Annotated in this window: 16 protein-coding genes; 6 read left to right on the top strand and 10 right to left on the bottom strand. The window is 64.9% G+C overall.

Features of this window, described 5'->3' with window-relative positions:
- Entirely contained in the window at positions 1–867 is an 867-nt protein-coding gene (locus AC1DW9_RS10655; RefSeq protein WP_441505989.1) for a hypothetical protein, read from the bottom strand.
- Between the two features lie 247 nt (positions 868–1114).
- On the opposite strand from AC1DW9_RS10655, the gene AC1DW9_RS10650 reads away from it, so the two are divergent.
- A complete protein-coding gene (locus tag AC1DW9_RS10650; RefSeq protein ID WP_441505990.1) occupies positions 1115–1774 on the top strand; it encodes a Fe2+-dependent dioxygenase in 660 nt (219 codons plus the stop codon).
- A 100-nt stretch (positions 1775–1874) separates the two neighbouring features.
- Here AC1DW9_RS10650 and AC1DW9_RS10645 read toward each other — a convergent pair whose 3' ends face one another.
- The 3 genes from AC1DW9_RS10645 to AC1DW9_RS10635 all read right to left on the bottom strand — a co-directional run bounded on the left by AC1DW9_RS10645 (position 1875) and on the right by AC1DW9_RS10635 (position 4369).
- Positions 1875–2426: a gluconokinase gene (locus AC1DW9_RS10645; RefSeq protein WP_476855083.1), complete on the bottom strand. Its 552-nt coding sequence runs from the start codon at positions 2424–2426 to the stop codon at positions 1875–1877.
- A gap of 5 nt (positions 2427–2431) precedes the next feature.
- Complete coding sequence (gnd, locus tag AC1DW9_RS10640) at positions 2432–3415, bottom strand: phosphogluconate dehydrogenase (NAD(+)-dependent, decarboxylating) (RefSeq protein WP_476776247.1); 984 nt, start codon at positions 3413–3415, stop codon at positions 2432–2434.
- 90 nt (positions 3416–3505) lie between these two features.
- A complete protein-coding gene (locus AC1DW9_RS10635; protein WP_441505992.1) occupies positions 3506–4369 on the bottom strand; it encodes an AraC family transcriptional regulator in 864 nt (287 codons plus the stop codon).
- Between AC1DW9_RS10635 and AC1DW9_RS10630 the strand changes: the two genes are divergently transcribed.
- Positions 4368–4778: a DUF2000 family protein gene (locus AC1DW9_RS10630; protein ID WP_441489686.1), complete on the top strand. Its 411-nt coding sequence runs from the start codon at positions 4368–4370 to the stop codon at positions 4776–4778. The genes AC1DW9_RS10635 and AC1DW9_RS10630 overlap by 2 nt on opposite strands.
- Here the strand turns inward: AC1DW9_RS10630 and urtE are convergent.
- From urtE to urtA, 5 genes are all read right to left on the bottom strand, one after another.
- Entirely contained in the window at positions 4769–5464 is a 696-nt protein-coding gene (urtE, locus tag AC1DW9_RS10625; protein ID WP_441505993.1) for an urea ABC transporter ATP-binding subunit UrtE, read from the bottom strand. The genes AC1DW9_RS10630 and urtE overlap by 10 nt on opposite strands.
- A gap of 61 nt (positions 5465–5525) precedes the next feature.
- Positions 5526–6287, bottom strand: coding sequence for an urea ABC transporter ATP-binding protein UrtD (gene urtD / locus AC1DW9_RS10620; protein WP_441505994.1), 762 nt, complete (start codon positions 6285–6287; stop codon positions 5526–5528).
- A 5-nt stretch (positions 6288–6292) separates the two neighbouring features.
- Positions 6293–7435, bottom strand: a complete 1143-nt coding sequence (gene urtC, locus AC1DW9_RS10615; protein ID WP_441489683.1) for an urea ABC transporter permease subunit UrtC — start codon at positions 7433–7435, stop codon at positions 6293–6295.
- Positions 7432–9048 (bottom strand): urea ABC transporter permease subunit UrtB, encoded by a 1617-nt coding sequence (gene urtB / locus AC1DW9_RS10610; RefSeq protein WP_441505995.1) that lies wholly within the window; start codon positions 9046–9048, stop codon positions 7432–7434. The genes urtC and urtB overlap by 4 nt, the downstream gene beginning before the upstream one ends.
- Positions 9049–9208: 160 nt before the next feature.
- A complete protein-coding gene (gene urtA / locus AC1DW9_RS10605; RefSeq protein WP_441505996.1) occupies positions 9209–10489 on the bottom strand; it encodes an urea ABC transporter substrate-binding protein in 1281 nt (426 codons plus the stop codon).
- Positions 10490–11124: 635 nt separating this feature from the next.
- On the opposite strand from urtA, the gene rnr reads away from it, so the two are divergent.
- From rnr to rpmG, 4 genes are all read left to right on the top strand, one after another.
- Positions 11125–13431, top strand: coding sequence for a ribonuclease R (rnr, locus tag AC1DW9_RS10600; protein WP_476776248.1), 2307 nt, complete (start codon positions 11125–11127; stop codon positions 13429–13431).
- On the top strand, positions 13428–13877 hold the full coding sequence (locus AC1DW9_RS10595; RefSeq protein ID WP_441505998.1) for a DUF983 domain-containing protein: 450 nt from the start codon (positions 13428–13430) through the stop codon (positions 13875–13877). The genes rnr and AC1DW9_RS10595 overlap by 4 nt, the downstream gene beginning before the upstream one ends.
- Complete coding sequence (locus AC1DW9_RS10590; protein WP_441489678.1) at positions 13874–14608, top strand: NUDIX hydrolase; 735 nt, start codon at positions 13874–13876, stop codon at positions 14606–14608. The genes AC1DW9_RS10595 and AC1DW9_RS10590 overlap by 4 nt, the downstream gene beginning before the upstream one ends.
- Before the next feature lie 160 nt (positions 14609–14768).
- Positions 14769–14936, top strand: a complete 168-nt coding sequence (rpmG, locus tag AC1DW9_RS10585) for a 50S ribosomal protein L33 (protein WP_038367996.1) — start codon at positions 14769–14771, stop codon at positions 14934–14936.
- 85 nt (positions 14937–15021) lie between these two features.
- On the opposite strand, the gene AC1DW9_RS10580 is transcribed toward rpmG, so the two are convergent.
- A complete protein-coding gene (locus AC1DW9_RS10580; RefSeq protein ID WP_441506000.1) occupies positions 15022–15348 on the bottom strand; it encodes a hypothetical protein in 327 nt (108 codons plus the stop codon).
- Between the last annotated feature and the right edge of the window lie 46 nt (positions 15349–15394).

The raw sequence follows: 15394 nt of genomic DNA, 5'->3' as shown, positions 1-15394 counted from the left end.
TCAGCGCAGGAAATTCCCAGCCTGGAGCTCGACCCGAGCGATATCGCCGAGCACGGCGCTGGTATCCTTGACCGGCTTCTTCGGCGCGACCGCCGTCGGCCACGCCTTCTTGAGTTCGGCAAGCGCAGCCTGCAATTCCTTGAAGGCAGTCGCGTCCTTGGCGGCAAGCTCGCCGGCAACCGCATCGATCATCGCAGCCGAATGCCAGACGAAGCCGCGCGAGTCCTGATACTCGACCGCCTTGGCGATACGGCCCTTCTCGATGGCGTTGCCATATTCGTCGGCGGCGACCTTCAAGGTCTCGAGCGCTGTCTCGACCGAGAAGCGCGGCCAGTTCTTCTCGGCCTCACGGAGCCCGGCGTCGGCCTCGGCGAGGCGCTCATGCACCAGCTTCAGCGCGCCGTCATAGGCATCCTTCTTCCTGGCCTTGACGGTTTGCGCCAGCGCCTTCAGCGCGGCCTCGAAGGGACGGACCTTGTAGGTTGCGAGATCGTTCTTGATGCCACCATAGATTTCTTCAGCCGGGTGCAGGAAGTGCGGCAGCGCCTCACCGAAGCGCCCATCCTTGACCAGTTCGTCGCCAACCAGGAGATGGCCCCGGATCAGGGCGATCGAACGCGCAAATTTGAGGTTGGGCGCCAGCGCGTCGGCTTTGCCGCCTTCGCCCCCCTCTCCACCTTCGCCGCCCTGCCCCTTGGCCGGCGTTGCCTTCACTGCAGCGCCATGAGCATGCTGGGCGATGTCGAAGGAGCCGCTCGCATGCAGGGCCGGAGCGGCGGAGGTCTCTGCGAAACCGGCCGCCGCCACGCCTGCTCCCGCAGCGATCACCGTACCGAGACCGATCCACAGCTTGCTCGAAGTCTTCATCATGTCATCCCGGGTGGGCCGACAGGCGGCGCTGCCACGCAGGGCCTGGCAGGCATCCCACGTAAGAACACGACCTCTCGAATGAACCCGAAAGCTGACATCGTCAAGCAACCGCATCGCCTAGAAGAACGATTACATTGATTCTAAACTAGACATCAAGGTAATCACCCTAGTAATCCCTTGATGCCAAGCTATTTTCTGCCCCGGCGCAAACTGTAGATGCGGCCTTCAGCCAGCGAGAATCTCCATGATCCTGCCGATCGGCAACATCCTGACACAAGCCGAGATCGAAGATGCCCGTGCCGCGTTGGCCTCGCTGCGCTTCGAGGATGGTGGCAGGACCGCGGGCTGGAATGCGAAACTGGTCAAGAACAACCGGCAGGCGGCTCCGGGTGCGCGCGCTGATGCGCTCAAGGCGCTCCTCGGGGAGCGCATCCTCGCCAATGAGGTCTTCGCGGCCGCCGTCCGCCCCAAGGCCCTGACGCCGCTGCTCTTCAGCCGCTACGAGCCCGGCCATGCCTATGGCAGCCATGTCGACGACGCCCTGATGGGCGGCATGCGCACCGATGTCTCGTTCACCCTCTTCCTGGCCGACCCCGCGACTTATGAAGGCGGCGAACTGGTGATCGAGACCCCGTCGGGCGACGAGGCGATCAAGCTCCCGGCCGGTTCGCTCATCGCCTATCCCTCGACCACGCTGCACCATGTCGCGCCCGTGACCAAGGGCGAACGGATCGCTGCCGTCGGCTGGGCTCGCAGCTTCATCCGCGACGCAAGCCAGCGCGAGATCCTGTTCGATCTCGACCGGGCCCGTCGCGCACTGTTCGGCCGCGAGGGCAAGACGCCCGAGTTCGACCTGATCTCCAAATCGGTCGCGAACCTCACCCGGATGTGGGCGCAGGACTGACTAGATCATTGGACCGGATATCGTATCCAGTCCAATGATCTAACCCTTTGTCTTGCATCGGCTTTCCCGAAAACCGCAATCCACTTTTCGGGCCGATGCCTTAGCGGGTGCCAGCGCCCGGAGTTCCCGTCGCCGCCAGGCCGGCAAGCGTCTCGTCGACGATTGCATCCTTGGCCAGTGCCACCGACACGACCAGCGGGTGCTCATCCGCCCCTGGCTCTTCCAGCGCCGCGAACTGGCTGTCGAGCAGCGCCGGCGGCATGAAATGGTGCTGGCGCGCCGCCATGCGCTGGCCGATCAGCTCCCGCGAGCCCTTGAGATAGACCAGCGCGACATCCGGCCGGTCACCGATGATGACGCGGCGATAGGCACGTTTCAGTGCGGAACAGGTGACGATTCCGTTCTTGCCGGTCGCGCGCAGCTCGTCGATCCAGGCCGCGATCGCCGCCAGCCAGGGCTTGCGGTCCTMATCGTTCAACGGCGTACCGCTCGACATCTTGGCGACGTTCTCGGGCGGGTGGAAGGAATCCGCATCACGAAACGGCCAGCCCAACCGCTCGGCCAGACGCTCGCCGAGCGAGGTCTTGCCGGAGCTGGCGACGCCCATGACGACGATGACGGCCGGCATCTGCCCATGCGGGAAAGCGCTCATGAGGCTCACGGCTTCTTCGGCTCGACATGCCCGCCGAACCCGGCGCGCATCGCCGAGAGCACCTTCTCGGCGAAGGTGTGGTCCTTGCGCGACCGGAAGCGGGTGTAGAGCGAGGAGGTCAGCACCTCGGCCGGCGTCGCGGTCTCCACCGCGGCCTGCACCGTCCAGCGCCCCTCGCCCGAATCCGAGACATGCCCGGTATAGGCAGACAGCTCCTCGTCGGCGGCCAATGCCTCGGCCGTGAGATCGAGCAGCCAGGAGGTCACGACCGAACCGCGCCGCCAGACTTCGGCAATCTCCGCGACATCGAAATCGAAGCCGTATTCGGGTGGCAGACCGTCCTTGGCCGAGGCATTGCGCAACAGGTCGAACCCTTCGGCGAAGGCCTGCATCATGCCGTATTCGATGCCGTTATGAACCATCTTGACGAAATGGCCGGCACCGACCGGGCCGCAATGCAGATAGCCCTGCTCGGATGCCGGGTTGCGGCCCTCGCGGTGCCGGCTCTCTGGAATGTCGCCCTTGCCAGGGGCCAGCGCCTTGAAGATCGGCTCCAGACGGTCGAAGCCCGCCTTGTCGCCACCGACCATCAGGCAATAGCCGCGCTCCAGCCCGTGAACGCCGCCGCTGGTGCCGATATCGAGATAGTGCAGCCCCTTCTCTGCGAGCTCCCGCCCGCGCCGGACATCGTCCTTCCAGAAGGCGTTGCCGCCATCGATCAGTGTGTCGCCGGGCTGGACGAGGGCCGCGAGTTCGCTGAGCGTCGCCTCGGTGATCTCGCCGGCCGGGAGCATCACCCAGATCGCCCGCGGTGCCTTAAGCTTCGAGACGAGATCGGCGAGATCGGCGGCAACCACCGCGCCGTCGCTTGCCAGCGCCGCACCGGGCTTGGGATCACGGTCGTAGACCACGCATTCGTGCCCGGCCTTCATCAGCCGGCGGACGATATTGGCTCCCATGCGGCCGAGGCCGATCATTCCAAGCTGCATAGCAAAGGCTCCTGCCGGGGATCCTGAACCGGCTTTGGGAGCGCTTCATGCCTCGTGCAGCGGGTTGGAGCAAGCGGAACCCGGCAGGGGTCAGCCGCGCTGCAGCGCCCGCCAGCGTCCGGGGGGCACGCCATAGGCGCGGCGAAACTGGCGGGTCAGGTGGCTCTGGTCGGCAAAGCCGCAGGCCATCGCCACCTCGACGAGCGAGGTGCCGCCGAGCAGGAGCCTGCGCACCTGCTGAAGCCGGCGCATCACGAGATAGTTATAGGGGCTGGTGCCGAAACAGGCGCGAAAATGCCGGGCCAGAGTGAAGCGATCGAGGCCGGCAATGGCTTCGAGTTCGCGGGAGGCCACCACCTCGTCGCGATGGGCGTCGAGATATTGGCGGGCTCGCTCAGCGGCAGGCCGGTCGAGCACCTGTCCCGTCGGCCGCGCGGCCGATGGATCGAGCGCGAGCAACGCTTCGGCGAGCGGCAGCAGGATATCCTCGGCGGCGATCTCGTCGAGCGGCGCATCAAGATCGCGCAAGGCATGGGCTACCGCGCGAACGAGCCGCGCATCCTGCGAGACTGCGGTCGAGACGAAGGGCAAGGCGCAGCCCTGCGCTCCCAATGCCTCCCGGATCAGTCGCGGCTCGACATAGAGCATGCGGTAGCTGAACCCCTCCGGAATCCCGGCGCGCCCGTTATGGATCTCGTCGGGATGCAGCACGATCGCATGCCCGCTCAAGCTGTCGCACCGGCTGCCGCGATACTCGAAGCTCTGCACCCCGGACAGCGTCTGCCCGAACGCATAGGTGTCATGGCGATGCGGATCATAGGCAAAGCCGCGGAAGAACGCTTCCATCCGCTCGATGCCGTCTATGCCCGAGCCCGTGCGCACCCAGTCGGTGCCCTCCGGCCCGCACGATCGTTCAAGACGAGCCTTCCCGGCTTCGGTTAGCGATTGGGTCATGCGTTACGATACCAAGATCGCCATCGTGGTACGCGAGAATCTCGCCCCCTGGCAAAAACTCAATGTTGCGAGCTTCCTGGCCGGAGGGCTGGTCGGCGCTTCGCCCGAACTCGCGGGCGAAGCCTATCGCGACGGCTCCGGCCGTTTCTACGGCCCTCTGATCCGCCAGCCCGTCCTGATCTTTGCGGCGGCAGGCGAGCAGTTGAAGCAGGTTCTGGAGCGCGCCCGCGCCCGTGGCGTGCGCCCGCATCTCTATACCAGCGAGCTGTTCACGACCGGCAACGACAGCGACAACCGGGCCGCCGTCGCCGCCCTGCCGACCGAAGCGCTCGATCTCGTCGGGCTGGCGCTCCACGCCGAACGCAAGGAAATCGACAAGATCGTCAAGGGCTTGACCCTTCACACCTGAATCAATCTCTGAACCTGTGCTCCGTCGAGCTCGCCCATCGCACCCGACAACACGATCTCGCCGCGATCCATCACGAACATCGTGTCGGCGAGTTCGCGCGCGAAGTCGAAATATTGCTCGACCAGCACGATCGCCATGTCGCCGCACTGGCGCAGATAGTCGATGGCACGGCCGATATCCTTGATGATCGAGGGCTGGATGCCCTCGGTCGGTTCGTCGAGCACCAGCAATTTGGGTCGGGTGACCAGCGCCCGCGCGATGGCGAGTTGCTGTTGCTGGCCTCCCGAGAGGTCTCCGCCGCGTCGGCCCAGCATGGACTTGAGCACGGGGAATAGGTCGAACAGGTCATCCGGGATGAAGCGGCTGCGGCGTGGCAGCGGCGCGAACCCGGTTTCTAGGTTTTCCTTGACGCTCAGCAGCGGAAAGATCTCGCGCCCCTGGGGCACGAAGCCGATGCCGGCCCGCGCCCGATCCTCGCTGCGCAAGCTCGAGATGTCCTCGCCCGCAAAGCTGATGCGCCCGCCGCTGATCGGCTGCTGGCCGACGATGGCGCGCATCAACGAGGTCTTGCCGACGCCGTTGCGGCCCATGACGCAGGTGACCTTGCCGGGTTCGGCGGCAATCGAAACCCGGCGCAGGGCCTGCGCCGCCCCGTAATGCAAGTCGATGGCTTCGACGTTCAGCATCGTCCGATGTCCAGCCGCTTCGCCCGATCGATCAACCGGTTCCTATATTTCCCGATCATGCTCACCGCCCCAGATAAACTTCGACGACGCGCTCATTGGCGCTGACCTGATCGAGCGGCCCTTCGGCCAGCACCGCACCTTCGTGCAGCACAGTGACCTTGACGCCGAGTTCGCGGATGAACCCCATGTCATGCTCGACCACGATCACCGAATGGTCCCTGGCGATCTCCTTGAGCAGCACGGCCGTTTCGGCCGTCTCGCCATCGGTCATGCCGGCGGCCGGCTCGTCGACGAGCAACAGCTTCGGGTCCTGAGCCAGGAGCATGCCGATCTCGAGCCACTGCTTTTGCCCATGCGAGAGTGAACCGGCGAGACGGCTGCGCGCATCCCCCAATTTGATGATGCCGAGAATATTGTCGATGCGCTTCTGGTCGGTTGCCGCCGTCTTCCAGAACAGGGTTCTGGCCACCGTGCGTTGCGACTTCAGCGCCAGCAGGATGTTGTCCTCGATGCTGTGGAAGTCGAACACGGTCGGCTTCTGGAACTTGCGGCCGATGCCGAGATTGGCGATTGCGGCCTCGTCGAGCCTGGTCAGGTCGACCGAGCCGCCAAACATCACCGTCCCCTCGTCCGGCCTGGTCTTGCCGGTGATAATATCCATCATCGTCGTCTTGCCGGCGCCGTTGGGCCCGATGATGGCCCGCATCTCGCCCGGCGCGATCACCAGCGAAAGCCCGCGGATCGCCTTGAAGCCGTCGAAGGAGACACTGACGCCATCGAGATAGAGCAGTGAGGAGGTGAGCGCTGCATGGGCCGGGATCATGCGCGTCACTCCGCCGGGGCCGGTTCGGCCAGCGGGGCGGCTGGCTCGCGCTTGCGCCGCCTCCCCCACCAGTCCTGCGCCGTGCCGAGAATGCCCTTGGGCATGAACAGGGTGACGAAGACGAAGAGGGCTCCGAGCGCGAAGAGCCAGTAGGGCGCCATGAAGCCGGAGGTGAAGACCGTCTTGGCGTAGTTCACCACGACCGCGCCCAGCGCCGCGCCGACCAATGTGCCGCGCCCGCCAACCGCGACCCAGATCACGGTCTCGATCGAGTTGGCCGGAGCAAATTCGCTGGGGTTGATGATGCCGACCTGCGGCACGTAGAGCGCGCCTGCGACGCCAGCCATGCAGGCCGAGACGGTGAAGACGAAGAGCTTGAAACGGTCGACCCGGTAGCCGAGGAAGCGCGTGCGCGATTCGGCGTCGCGGATCGCGATGACGACCTTTCCGAGCTTGGAATCGACAATGCCGCGGGCGATCAGGAAGCCGGCGATCAGCATCACGCAGGTCATCGCAAACAGCGCCGCGCGCGTCGCCTGCGCCTGCACGTTGAAGCCCAGGATGTCCTTGAAGTCGGTCAGCCCGTTATTGCCGCCAAAGCCCATGTCGTTGCGAAAGAAGGCCAGCAGCAGCGCATAGGTCAGCGCCTGGGTGATGATCGAGAGATAGACGCCGGTGACGCGGGACCGGAAGGCGAACCAGCCGAAGACGAAGGCGAGCAGCCCCGGCACCACCAGCACCATCAGCATGGCGAAGGGGAAGGAGGAGAAGCCGTACCAGTACCAGGGCAGTTCGTGCCAGTTCAGGAAAACCATGAAGTCGGGCAGGATCGGATTGCCATAGACGCCGCGCGAGCCGATCTGGCGCATCAGATACATGCCCATCGCATAGCCGCCGAGCGCGAAGAAGGCGCCGTGGCCAAGCGAGAGAATGCCGCAATACCCCCAGACGAGGTCGAGCGAGATCGCGAGCAGCGCATAGCAGAGGTATTTGCCCCAGAGCGACATGGTCGAGGTCGGGACATGAAGGACCGAGTTCTCCGGCAGCAGCAGATTGGCGAGCGGGACCAGCACCGCCAGTGCGACCAGAAGTCCGAGGAAGATGAGGCCGCGCTTGTCGAGCCCCTGGATGAGAAAGCGGGTGATCATGCCTCCACCGCCCGGCCCTTCAGCGCAAACAGGCCGCGCGGGCGCTTCTGGATGAACAGGATGATGAAGACGAGCAGTGCGATCTTGCCGAGCACCGCGCCGGCATAGGGTTCGAGCAGTTTGTTTGCGACGCCGAGCGTCATCGCGGCGACGAGCGTGCCCCAGAGATTGCCGACGCCGCCGAAGACGACGACCATGAAGGAGTCGATGATGTAGCCTTGGCCGAGATTGGGGCTGACATTGTCGATCTGCGACAGCGCAACGCCGGCCAACCCCGCCACGCCGGAGCCGAGCCCAAAGGTCAGCGCATCGATCCGGCCGGTGCGAATCCCCATGGCCGCCGCCATCCGCCTGTTCTGCGTCACTGCGCGCATCTGCAACCCCATCGGCGTGAGCTTCAGGATGGCCAGCAGGGCGGCGAAGACGAGCCCGGCGAAGACGATGATCCAAAGCCGGTTCCAGGTGATCGCAAGCCCGCCGATCTCGAAGACCCCCGCCATGAAGGCCGGTGCCCCGACCTCGCGATTGGTCGGACCGAAGGCGGTGCGGACCGCCTGCTGCAGGATCAGGCTGATGCCCCAGGTCGCGAGCAGCGTCTCCAGCGGCCGTCCGTAGAGGAAGCGGATGACGCCGCGCTCGATCGCAACACCGACCAGCCCTGCGACGAGAAAGGCCGCCGGCAGCGCAACGGCGAGCGAATAGTCGAACAGGCCTGGAACGCGGGCGCGGATCACCTCCTGGACCACGAAGGTGGTATAGGCGCCGAGCATCACCATCTCGCCATGGGCCATGTTGATCACGCCCATCACGCCGAAGGTGATGGCAAGCCCGATCGCGGCGAGCAGCAGGACAGAGCCGAGCGAAAGCCCGTACCAGAGATTCTGCGCCGCGCGCCACAGGGCGAGCTTGCCCTCGATCTCGGAGATCGCCCGCACCTGGGCCTCCTTCAGCGACTGCGGAACGTCGCCCGGCAGGGAGCGCAAGGTCGCCAATGCATCCTGGTCGCCACGCTCGCGCAGCACATCGATCGCGCCGAGCCGGTCGAAGGGCTGTGCGTCGGCCTTGCTGATCAGGATCGCCGCCTGCGCCTGGCGCAGCGCGATCCTCGCCCGATTGTCGGTCTCCTTGGCGATGGCGCCCTCCAGGACCGGCAGCACCGAGGCGTCGCGCGATTTGAAGACCGCCTCGGCGGCGGCGGCGCGCCGGGCCGGATCGGGATTGAGCAGGCCGAGCCCACCCAGCGCCGCCTGGATCACGCGCCTGACATTGTTGTTGAGCCTGACAGCGCTGACACCTGCCGGCTCGGCAGGGAGCGGCTGGCGGGTCCGCGCATCGCTGAAACCGCCTGTCCCGGTCCTGATCGCGACCGTCCCGCCGCCCGCGAGCAGCCGCCCCTCGGCGAGCGCCTCGATGATCACGGCCGCGTTCGGATGAGCGGTCTGAACCAGGATCTCGACCGCCCGCGCCGTGTCGGAAAAGCTGTCCGCCCCCAGCCGGGCAAAGGCCTCGTCGGCGCTCTGGGCGAAGGCCACGCCCGGCGCGAGCAGGAGAGCCGTCGCGACCACGATCATGCGCAGCAATCTGGACAGGAGAAGCATCGGCTCGCTCTTCATGACGCGCTCAGATCGGGACCTCAGCTCTCATCCCGGGAACCGCGCAGACGGAACCTCGGGGATGCGCGCTGCCTTGCTTGCGAGAGCCGCCGCAGGTCGCGGCGGAAAATGAGGGGCGGCCGGGCGTTATTCGCCCGTGCCGCCCCTCCCCCTCATGACCTCACGCGCCGCCGCACTTGCTGGTCTTGACGTTGAAATTGCCGCATTTCTTCTCAACCCAGTCGCCGACCAGATCCTTGGAGCCATCGAGTTCCTTCGACCAGGCGTCGCCGGGCACGAGGCCTGTCTTCGAGACGACGTCGAACTGGCCATCGGCCTTGATCTCGCCGATCAGGACCGGCTTGGTGATGTGATGGTTGGGAAGCATCGTCGAGACGCCGCCGGTCAGGTTCGGCGCCTCGATGCCGGGCAGTGCATCGATGACCTTGTCCGGATCGGTCGACTTGGCCTTCTCGACCGCCTTCACCCACATGGCGAAGCCGATGACATGGGCTTCCATCGGATCGTTGGTGACCGCCTTGTCGTTCTTTTTGAAGGCCTTCCACTGCTTGATGAAGGCGTCATTCTCCGGGGTCTTCACCGACTGGAAGTAATTCCAGGCGGCGAGATGGCCGACCAGCGGCTTGGTGTCGATGCCTGCAAGCTCTTCCTCGCCGACCGAGAAGGCTACGACCGGAATGTCGGTCGCCTTGATGCCCTGGTTGCCGAGTTCCTTGTAGAAGGGCACGTTGGCGTCGCCGTTGATGGTCGAGACCACCGCGGTCTTCTTGCCGGCCGAGCCGAATTTCTTGATGTCCGAGACGATCGTCTGCCAGTCGGCGTGGCCGAACGGCGTGTAGTTGATCATGATGTCCTCGGCCTTGACGCCCTTGGACTTCAGATAGGCCTCGAGGATCTTGTTGGTCGTGCGCGGATAGACGTAGTCGGTGCCGGCGAGCACCCAGCGCTCGACCTTCTCTTCCTTGGCAAGGTAATCGACGGCCGGGATCGCCTGCTGGTTCGGCGCGGCGCCAGTGTAGAACACGTTGCGCTCACTCTCCTCGCCCTCGTATTGCACGGGATAGAACAGAATCGAGTTCAGCTCCTTGAAGACGGGCAGAACCGATTTGCGCGACACCGAGGTCCAGCAGCCGAAAACGGCGGCGACCTTGTCCTTGTTGATCAGTTCGCGCGCCTTCTCGGCGAAGAGCGGCCAGTTCGAGGCCGGGTCGACCACGACGGCCTCGAGCTTCTTGCCGAGCACGCCGCCCTTCTTGTTCTGCTCCTCGATGAGCATGAGCATGACGTCCTTCAACGTCGTCTCGGAGATCGCCATCGTGCCCGAGAGAGAGTGGAGGATGCCGACCTTGATGGTCTCCTGCGCAGCGACCGGCAGGAACGACCCCAGGAATGTTGCGCCCGCCAGTGCGGCGCCCAATACGACGCGACGAGTAGTATTCACGGCCTGATCTCCCGAACACTTTTGTTGGCGCGCTCCCCTCGAGCGCTGACTGGCCTTGCCGGCCTGTTCAGGAAGGTTCGCAAGCGACGTGCCAACCGGGGAAAGCACGCAAATCCGTGTCATCAGGACGAAATCGAAGACAATTTCTGCCAATCATCTCGCGCCGCACGCAACGATGCTGCAATCGCGAAGGRACTGCTCATTTTTTAGACAGAAACCGTGCCTGCCCTTTTTGCAGCCCGCACGCCCGCACAGTCGAGCCCGGAAACGCAGTGGTTTCGACGAAGGGGACAGCGTAAATTTTAGCATTTACGAAGTAAGGAGAATCGCCTTAGCCTTTCTCTTGTCGGTAACAACTGAAAGGAGGTGATCCAGTGTCTCATTGTCATCAACCGCTGGTGCAAGGCGGGCGGACCTGGACTCATTCCCTGTGGGAGTCTTGTTCCGCGTGAGTTTTCGCACCTTCAGGTCCGGTTCGCCGGGCCGCGGTTCGACAATGGAAGGGCTGCCCGAAAGGGCGGCCCTTCTCGTTTCCGGGAGCAGCCCTGCAGTCCCGGTTCTGGCGCAGCAGCTCCGGACGTGGCACAGAGGCCACGTGTTTCTTCATTCTCATTCCCATCAGACGAGTTTAGCCCGTGTCATCGCTCGCGCCTGAACCGAGCCGCGAGGCGATTCTCGACTTCATCGAGAGCGAGCGCCTTGCCGGCCGCGAAGTCGGCCGCCGCGAGATCGCCAAGGCTTTTGGCCTTTCGGGCGGAGGCAAGATCTGGCTGAAGCGCATGCTCAAGGATCTCGCCGAGGAAGGCGAACTCGGCGGCGACGGCAAGGACAGGCCGGTTCATCCGCGCGGCGCCCTGCCCCCCGTGCTGCTATGCGAGATCAAGGCCCGGGATCGTGACGGCGACCTTGTTGCCGCCCCGCTCGAATGGAACGAGGCCGATGAAGGCGCTCCGCCCAGGATCCTGGTGGAACGCCCGCGCGAAATCCGCTCGCGCAAGCTCGCCTCCGCCGCTGCCGGGGTCGGCGATCAGGTCCTGCTCAAGCTCACCCGCCTCCGGGGCATGGACGGCTTCGCCTATTCCGGCCGCGTGCTCAAGATCATGGGCAAGGGCAAGGCGCAGGTGCTCGGCATCTTCCGCGCCCTGCCCGACGGCTCGGGCCGGCTGATCCCGGTCGACAAGAAGGCCCAGGGCCGCGAGGCGCTGATCCCCAAAGGGCAGACCGGCGATGCTCAGGACGGGGACCTTGTCTCGGTTTCGCTGCGGCGCGAAGGCCGCTTCGGCCCGCCGGAAGCGCGGGTGCGCGAACGGCTGGGCTCGCTGAAATCCGAGCGCGCCGTCAGCCTGATCGCAATCCATACCCACGGTATTCCCAACGAGTTCTCCCCTGCGACATTGGTGGAGGCAGAAGCCGCCCCGCACGCCAGCACAGCTGGCCGCGAGGATTGGCGCGCGCTGCCGCTGATCACCATCGATCCCGCCGACGCCAAGGACCATGACGACGCAGTCCATGCTGCGCCCGACACCGACCCGGCCAATGAAGGCGGGTATGTCGTCACGGTCGCGATCGCCGATGTCGCATCTTACGTCCGCCCGGGTTCCGCGCTCGACCGCGAGGCGCTGGAGCGGGGCAACTCGGTCTATTTCCCCGACCGCGTCGTGCCGATGCTGCCCGAGCGCATCTCCAACGATCTCTGCTCACTGCGCGGCGGCGAGGACAGGCCGGCACTCGCCGTCCGCCTCATCCTGAAGGCCGACGGCTCGAAGAAGAGCCATAGCTTCCACCGCATCCTGATGCGCTCGGCGGCGAAGCTCTCGTATCAGCAGGTTCAGGCCGCCATCGACGGCAAGCCGGACGACCTGACCGGCCCGATCCGCGAAAGCGTCCTGATGCCGCTCTGGGCGGCCTATGGCGTCGCCTCCCGCGCCCGCGATCAACGCCAGCCGCTCGACCTCGATCTGCCCGAGCGCAAGCTGATCCTCAAGCCCGACGGCTCCGTCGACCGTGTCATCGCGCCCGAGCGGCTGGCCGCGCACCGGCTGATCGAGGAGTTCATGATCCTCGCCAATGTCGCCGCCGCCGAGACATTGGAGAAGGCTGGCAGTCTGCTGATCTATCGCTGCCATGACGAGCCGTCGCTCGAGAAGATGCGGGCACTCGGCGAAGTGCTGGCCTCGGTCGGCATCAAGCTGCCGAAGGATGGCGCACTGCGCCCCGTGCTGTTCAACCGCATCCTCGCCATGATCAAGGGCTCGGAGAACGAGCTCTTCCTGAACGAGGTGATCCTGCGCACCCAGGCACAGGCCGAATATGTCGCCGAGAACTACGGACATTTCGGGCTCAACCTGCGCCGATATGCCCATTTCACCTCGCCGATCCGGCGCTATGCCGACCTCATCGTGCATCGTGGCCTGATCTCAGCCTTGAAACTCGGCGATGACGGACTGCCCAAAGCGACCACGCTCGCCGAACTGCGCGAGATCGCGACCCGGATCTCGGCCGCCGAGCGCCGCGCCATGGCGGCCGAACGCGAGACCACCGACAGGTTGATCGCCCATTTCCTTGCGGACCAGATCGGCTCGAGCTTCGACGGACGCATCGGCGGCGTGAACCGGGCCGGCCTGTTCGTGAAGCTCGACGGCACCGGAGCAGACGGTTTCATCCCGGCCTCGACGCTGGGCGGAGACTATTATCGCTACGACGAAGCGGCGCATGCTCTGACAGGCGAGCGCACAGGCGAGAGCTGGCGCCTCGGCGATCGTGTCCATGTCCGCCTCGTCGAAGCCGCCCCCGTCGCCGGCGCGCTACGCTTCGAATTGCTCTCCGAGGGTCGGCGTGTGACATCGGGCCACTCTGGCAAAAGCGGCCCGAGGCGACCATTGTCCGGCCGAGCCAAGGGCAAGCCCCCCTTCGGCAAGGCGAAGCCGGGCAAGAGGCGATGATGTCGGTTCAGGTTCACAGTTCCATCGACCAGCCGGTCGAGCGCGACTGGCGTTTGGCGATCCGCCGCGGCCTGATGTGCCGCTGCCCCCATTGCGGCGAAGGCCGGCTGTTCCGGGGCTTCCTGAAGTCGGTCGACCGCTGCGAGGCCTGTGGCGAGGCGCTGCACCACCAGCGTGCCGATGATCTGCCGCCCTATATCGTTATCACCATTGTCGGCCACGTCATCGTCGGCGGCCTGGTCCTGGTCGAGAAATATGCGGAATGGCCGATGTGGTTGCATATGGCGGTCTGGCTGCCGCTGACACTGTTCCTGTCGCTCGTGCTGATGCAACCGGTCAAGGGCGGGGTCATCGGCCTGCAATGGGCCATGCGCATGCATGGCTTCGACAACGCACCTCCCCTGCCCGAGCGCCAGCCCGGCACATCCATGGCATCCCGGCAATGAACGACAACGCCGTCATCCTGACTCAGGCAGAGCGCAGCCGGACCGCGACCAACACCCGGCCGCATGACGCTGCGACGATGTTGATCCTCGATCGGAGCGGCGCAGCCCCCCGGGTGCTGATGGGCAAACGCCACCTCGGACACAAGTTCATGCCTGGCAAATTCGTCTTCCCGGGCGGACGCGTCGACGCCGGCGATCGGCGCATGGCAGCAACCGGCGCGATTCCGCAGATCTGCGAGGACCGGTTGGCCAAGCGCACGGTGCGCCCCAGCCCGAACAAGGCCCGAGCGCTGGCCATGGCCGCCATCCGCGAGACCTTTGAGGAGACCGGCCTGCTCTTCGGCTCGGATGAGTTCGGAGTGCCCGAGAATCCCCCGGAAGGCACCTGGACCGAATTCGCCAGCCATGGCGTCTATCCCGATCTCAGCGCCGTAACCTTCGTCGCGCGTGCCGTCACACCGCCGCGGCGCCCGAAGCGCTTCGACACGCGTTTCTTCGTCGTCGACTACGATGCGCTCGGCGGCAGCGTCGAGGGCGTCACCGGCCCTGATTCCGAGCTGATCGAACTGGTCTGGGTCAATTTTGATGAAGCGAGGCAGCTCGACCTGCCGACGATTACCCAGGTCATCATCAAGGAAGTCGAGGCCAGGATAGCAGCCGGCTTCAGCCCTTATCTCCCGGTGCCCTATTTCTGGGAGAAAAACCTGAATTTCGTGCGCGAGGAACTCTGACAGGTTGCCCCTGAGGCAAACTGTTCGCTCCGTCCGGGCATTCTTTCTTGACTTCGCCACTGGCTTGCGGCATCTCCCCGGGAACGGTTTGCCGGGTTCCCCCGGCCATTTTGTTTTATGAGGGCCAGACCGCGGCCCGCCAGGCTCGAGGACGGAACCCATGGCCAAGGCCGTGACCATCAAGATCAAGCTGCTGTCGACGGCGGATACCGGCTTCTTCTACGTGACGAAGAAGAACTCCCGCACGATGACCGAAAAGATGTCGAAGAAGAAGTACGACCCGGTCGCGCGCAAGCACGTCGAGTTCAAGGAAACCAAGATCAAGTGATCCTGGTCGCCTTTTCGGCATAACCAAAGTTCAAGGAACCGCCCGTGATCCGGGCGGTTCTTTTTTGCCTACGATTCGGTCCTGTTCAGAACACCTGTCTGGGCACGAACAGGCAGAACGGCTTCTGCGACGGAGCAATCACGCTACCGGTCAGGGTTCCACCCCGCCGGCAAATATGAAAGCGGCCATCCTGGGACGCACGCGTCGCCCCCTCAGGGATGAAATAGCCGTCATAGGTCAGGTAGCCGCCGGGCACGATCCGGGGATCCGGCTCGCGCGCGTCGACATCCTGGCCCATGGGCCAGCAGTCTTGGTCGCTGCAACAATCGTATGGATACCAGCTATGTGCATGGACAAGCCCTCCGCCCGGCAGAAACGCCGCGAGGCAGAGCGCCAATGCGAGAATACGCATGGGTCGCTCCCCGTTTGAGGATCTCAGGCCAGCCTCTTCTGCCCCG

Source organism: Allobosea sp. P4_E12, assembly GCF_056401655.1.
The sequence above is the reverse complement of the archived record's forward strand: the minus strand, read 5'-3'. Positions and strand labels throughout refer to the sequence as shown.

Excerpts from the sequence above, each read along its gene's own strand:
- AC1DW9_RS10630 (WP_441489686.1), top strand. The coding sequence starts at position 4,368 with ATGCGTTACGATACCAAGATCGCCATCGTGGTACGCGAGAATCTCGCC.
- AC1DW9_RS10655 (WP_441505989.1), bottom strand. The coding sequence starts at position 867 with ATGAAGACTTCGAGCAAGCTGTGGATCGGTCTCGGTACGGTGATCGCT.
- urtD (WP_441505994.1), bottom strand. The coding sequence starts at position 6,287 with ATGATCCCGGCCCATGCAGCGCTCACCTCCTCACTGCTCTATCTCGAT.
- AC1DW9_RS10635 (WP_441505992.1), bottom strand. The coding sequence starts at position 4,369 with ATGACCCAATCGCTAACCGAAGCCGGGAAGGCTCGTCTTGAACGATCG.
- AC1DW9_RS10580 (WP_441506000.1), bottom strand. The coding sequence starts at position 15,348 with ATGCGTATTCTCGCATTGGCGCTCTGCCTCGCGGCGTTTCTGCCGGGC.
- urtC (WP_441489683.1), bottom strand. The coding sequence starts at position 7,435 with ATGATCACCCGCTTTCTCATCCAGGGGCTCGACAAGCGCGGCCTCATC.
- rpmG (WP_038367996.1), top strand. The coding sequence starts at position 14,769 with ATGGCCAAGGCCGTGACCATCAAGATCAAGCTGCTGTCGACGGCGGAT.
- urtB (WP_441505995.1), bottom strand. The coding sequence starts at position 9,048 with ATGAAGAGCGAGCCGATGCTTCTCCTGTCCAGATTGCTGCGCATGATC.
- AC1DW9_RS10650 (WP_441505990.1), top strand. The coding sequence starts at position 1,115 with ATGATCCTGCCGATCGGCAACATCCTGACACAAGCCGAGATCGAAGAT.
- gnd (WP_476776247.1), bottom strand. The coding sequence starts at position 3,415 with ATGCAGCTTGGAATGATCGGCCTCGGCCGCATGGGAGCCAATATCGTC.
- urtE (WP_441505993.1), bottom strand. The coding sequence starts at position 5,464 with ATGCTGAACGTCGAAGCCATCGACTTGCATTACGGGGCGGCGCAGGCC.
- AC1DW9_RS10595 (WP_441505998.1), top strand. The coding sequence starts at position 13,428 with ATGATGTCGGTTCAGGTTCACAGTTCCATCGACCAGCCGGTCGAGCGC.
- AC1DW9_RS10590 (WP_441489678.1), top strand. The coding sequence starts at position 13,874 with ATGAACGACAACGCCGTCATCCTGACTCAGGCAGAGCGCAGCCGGACC.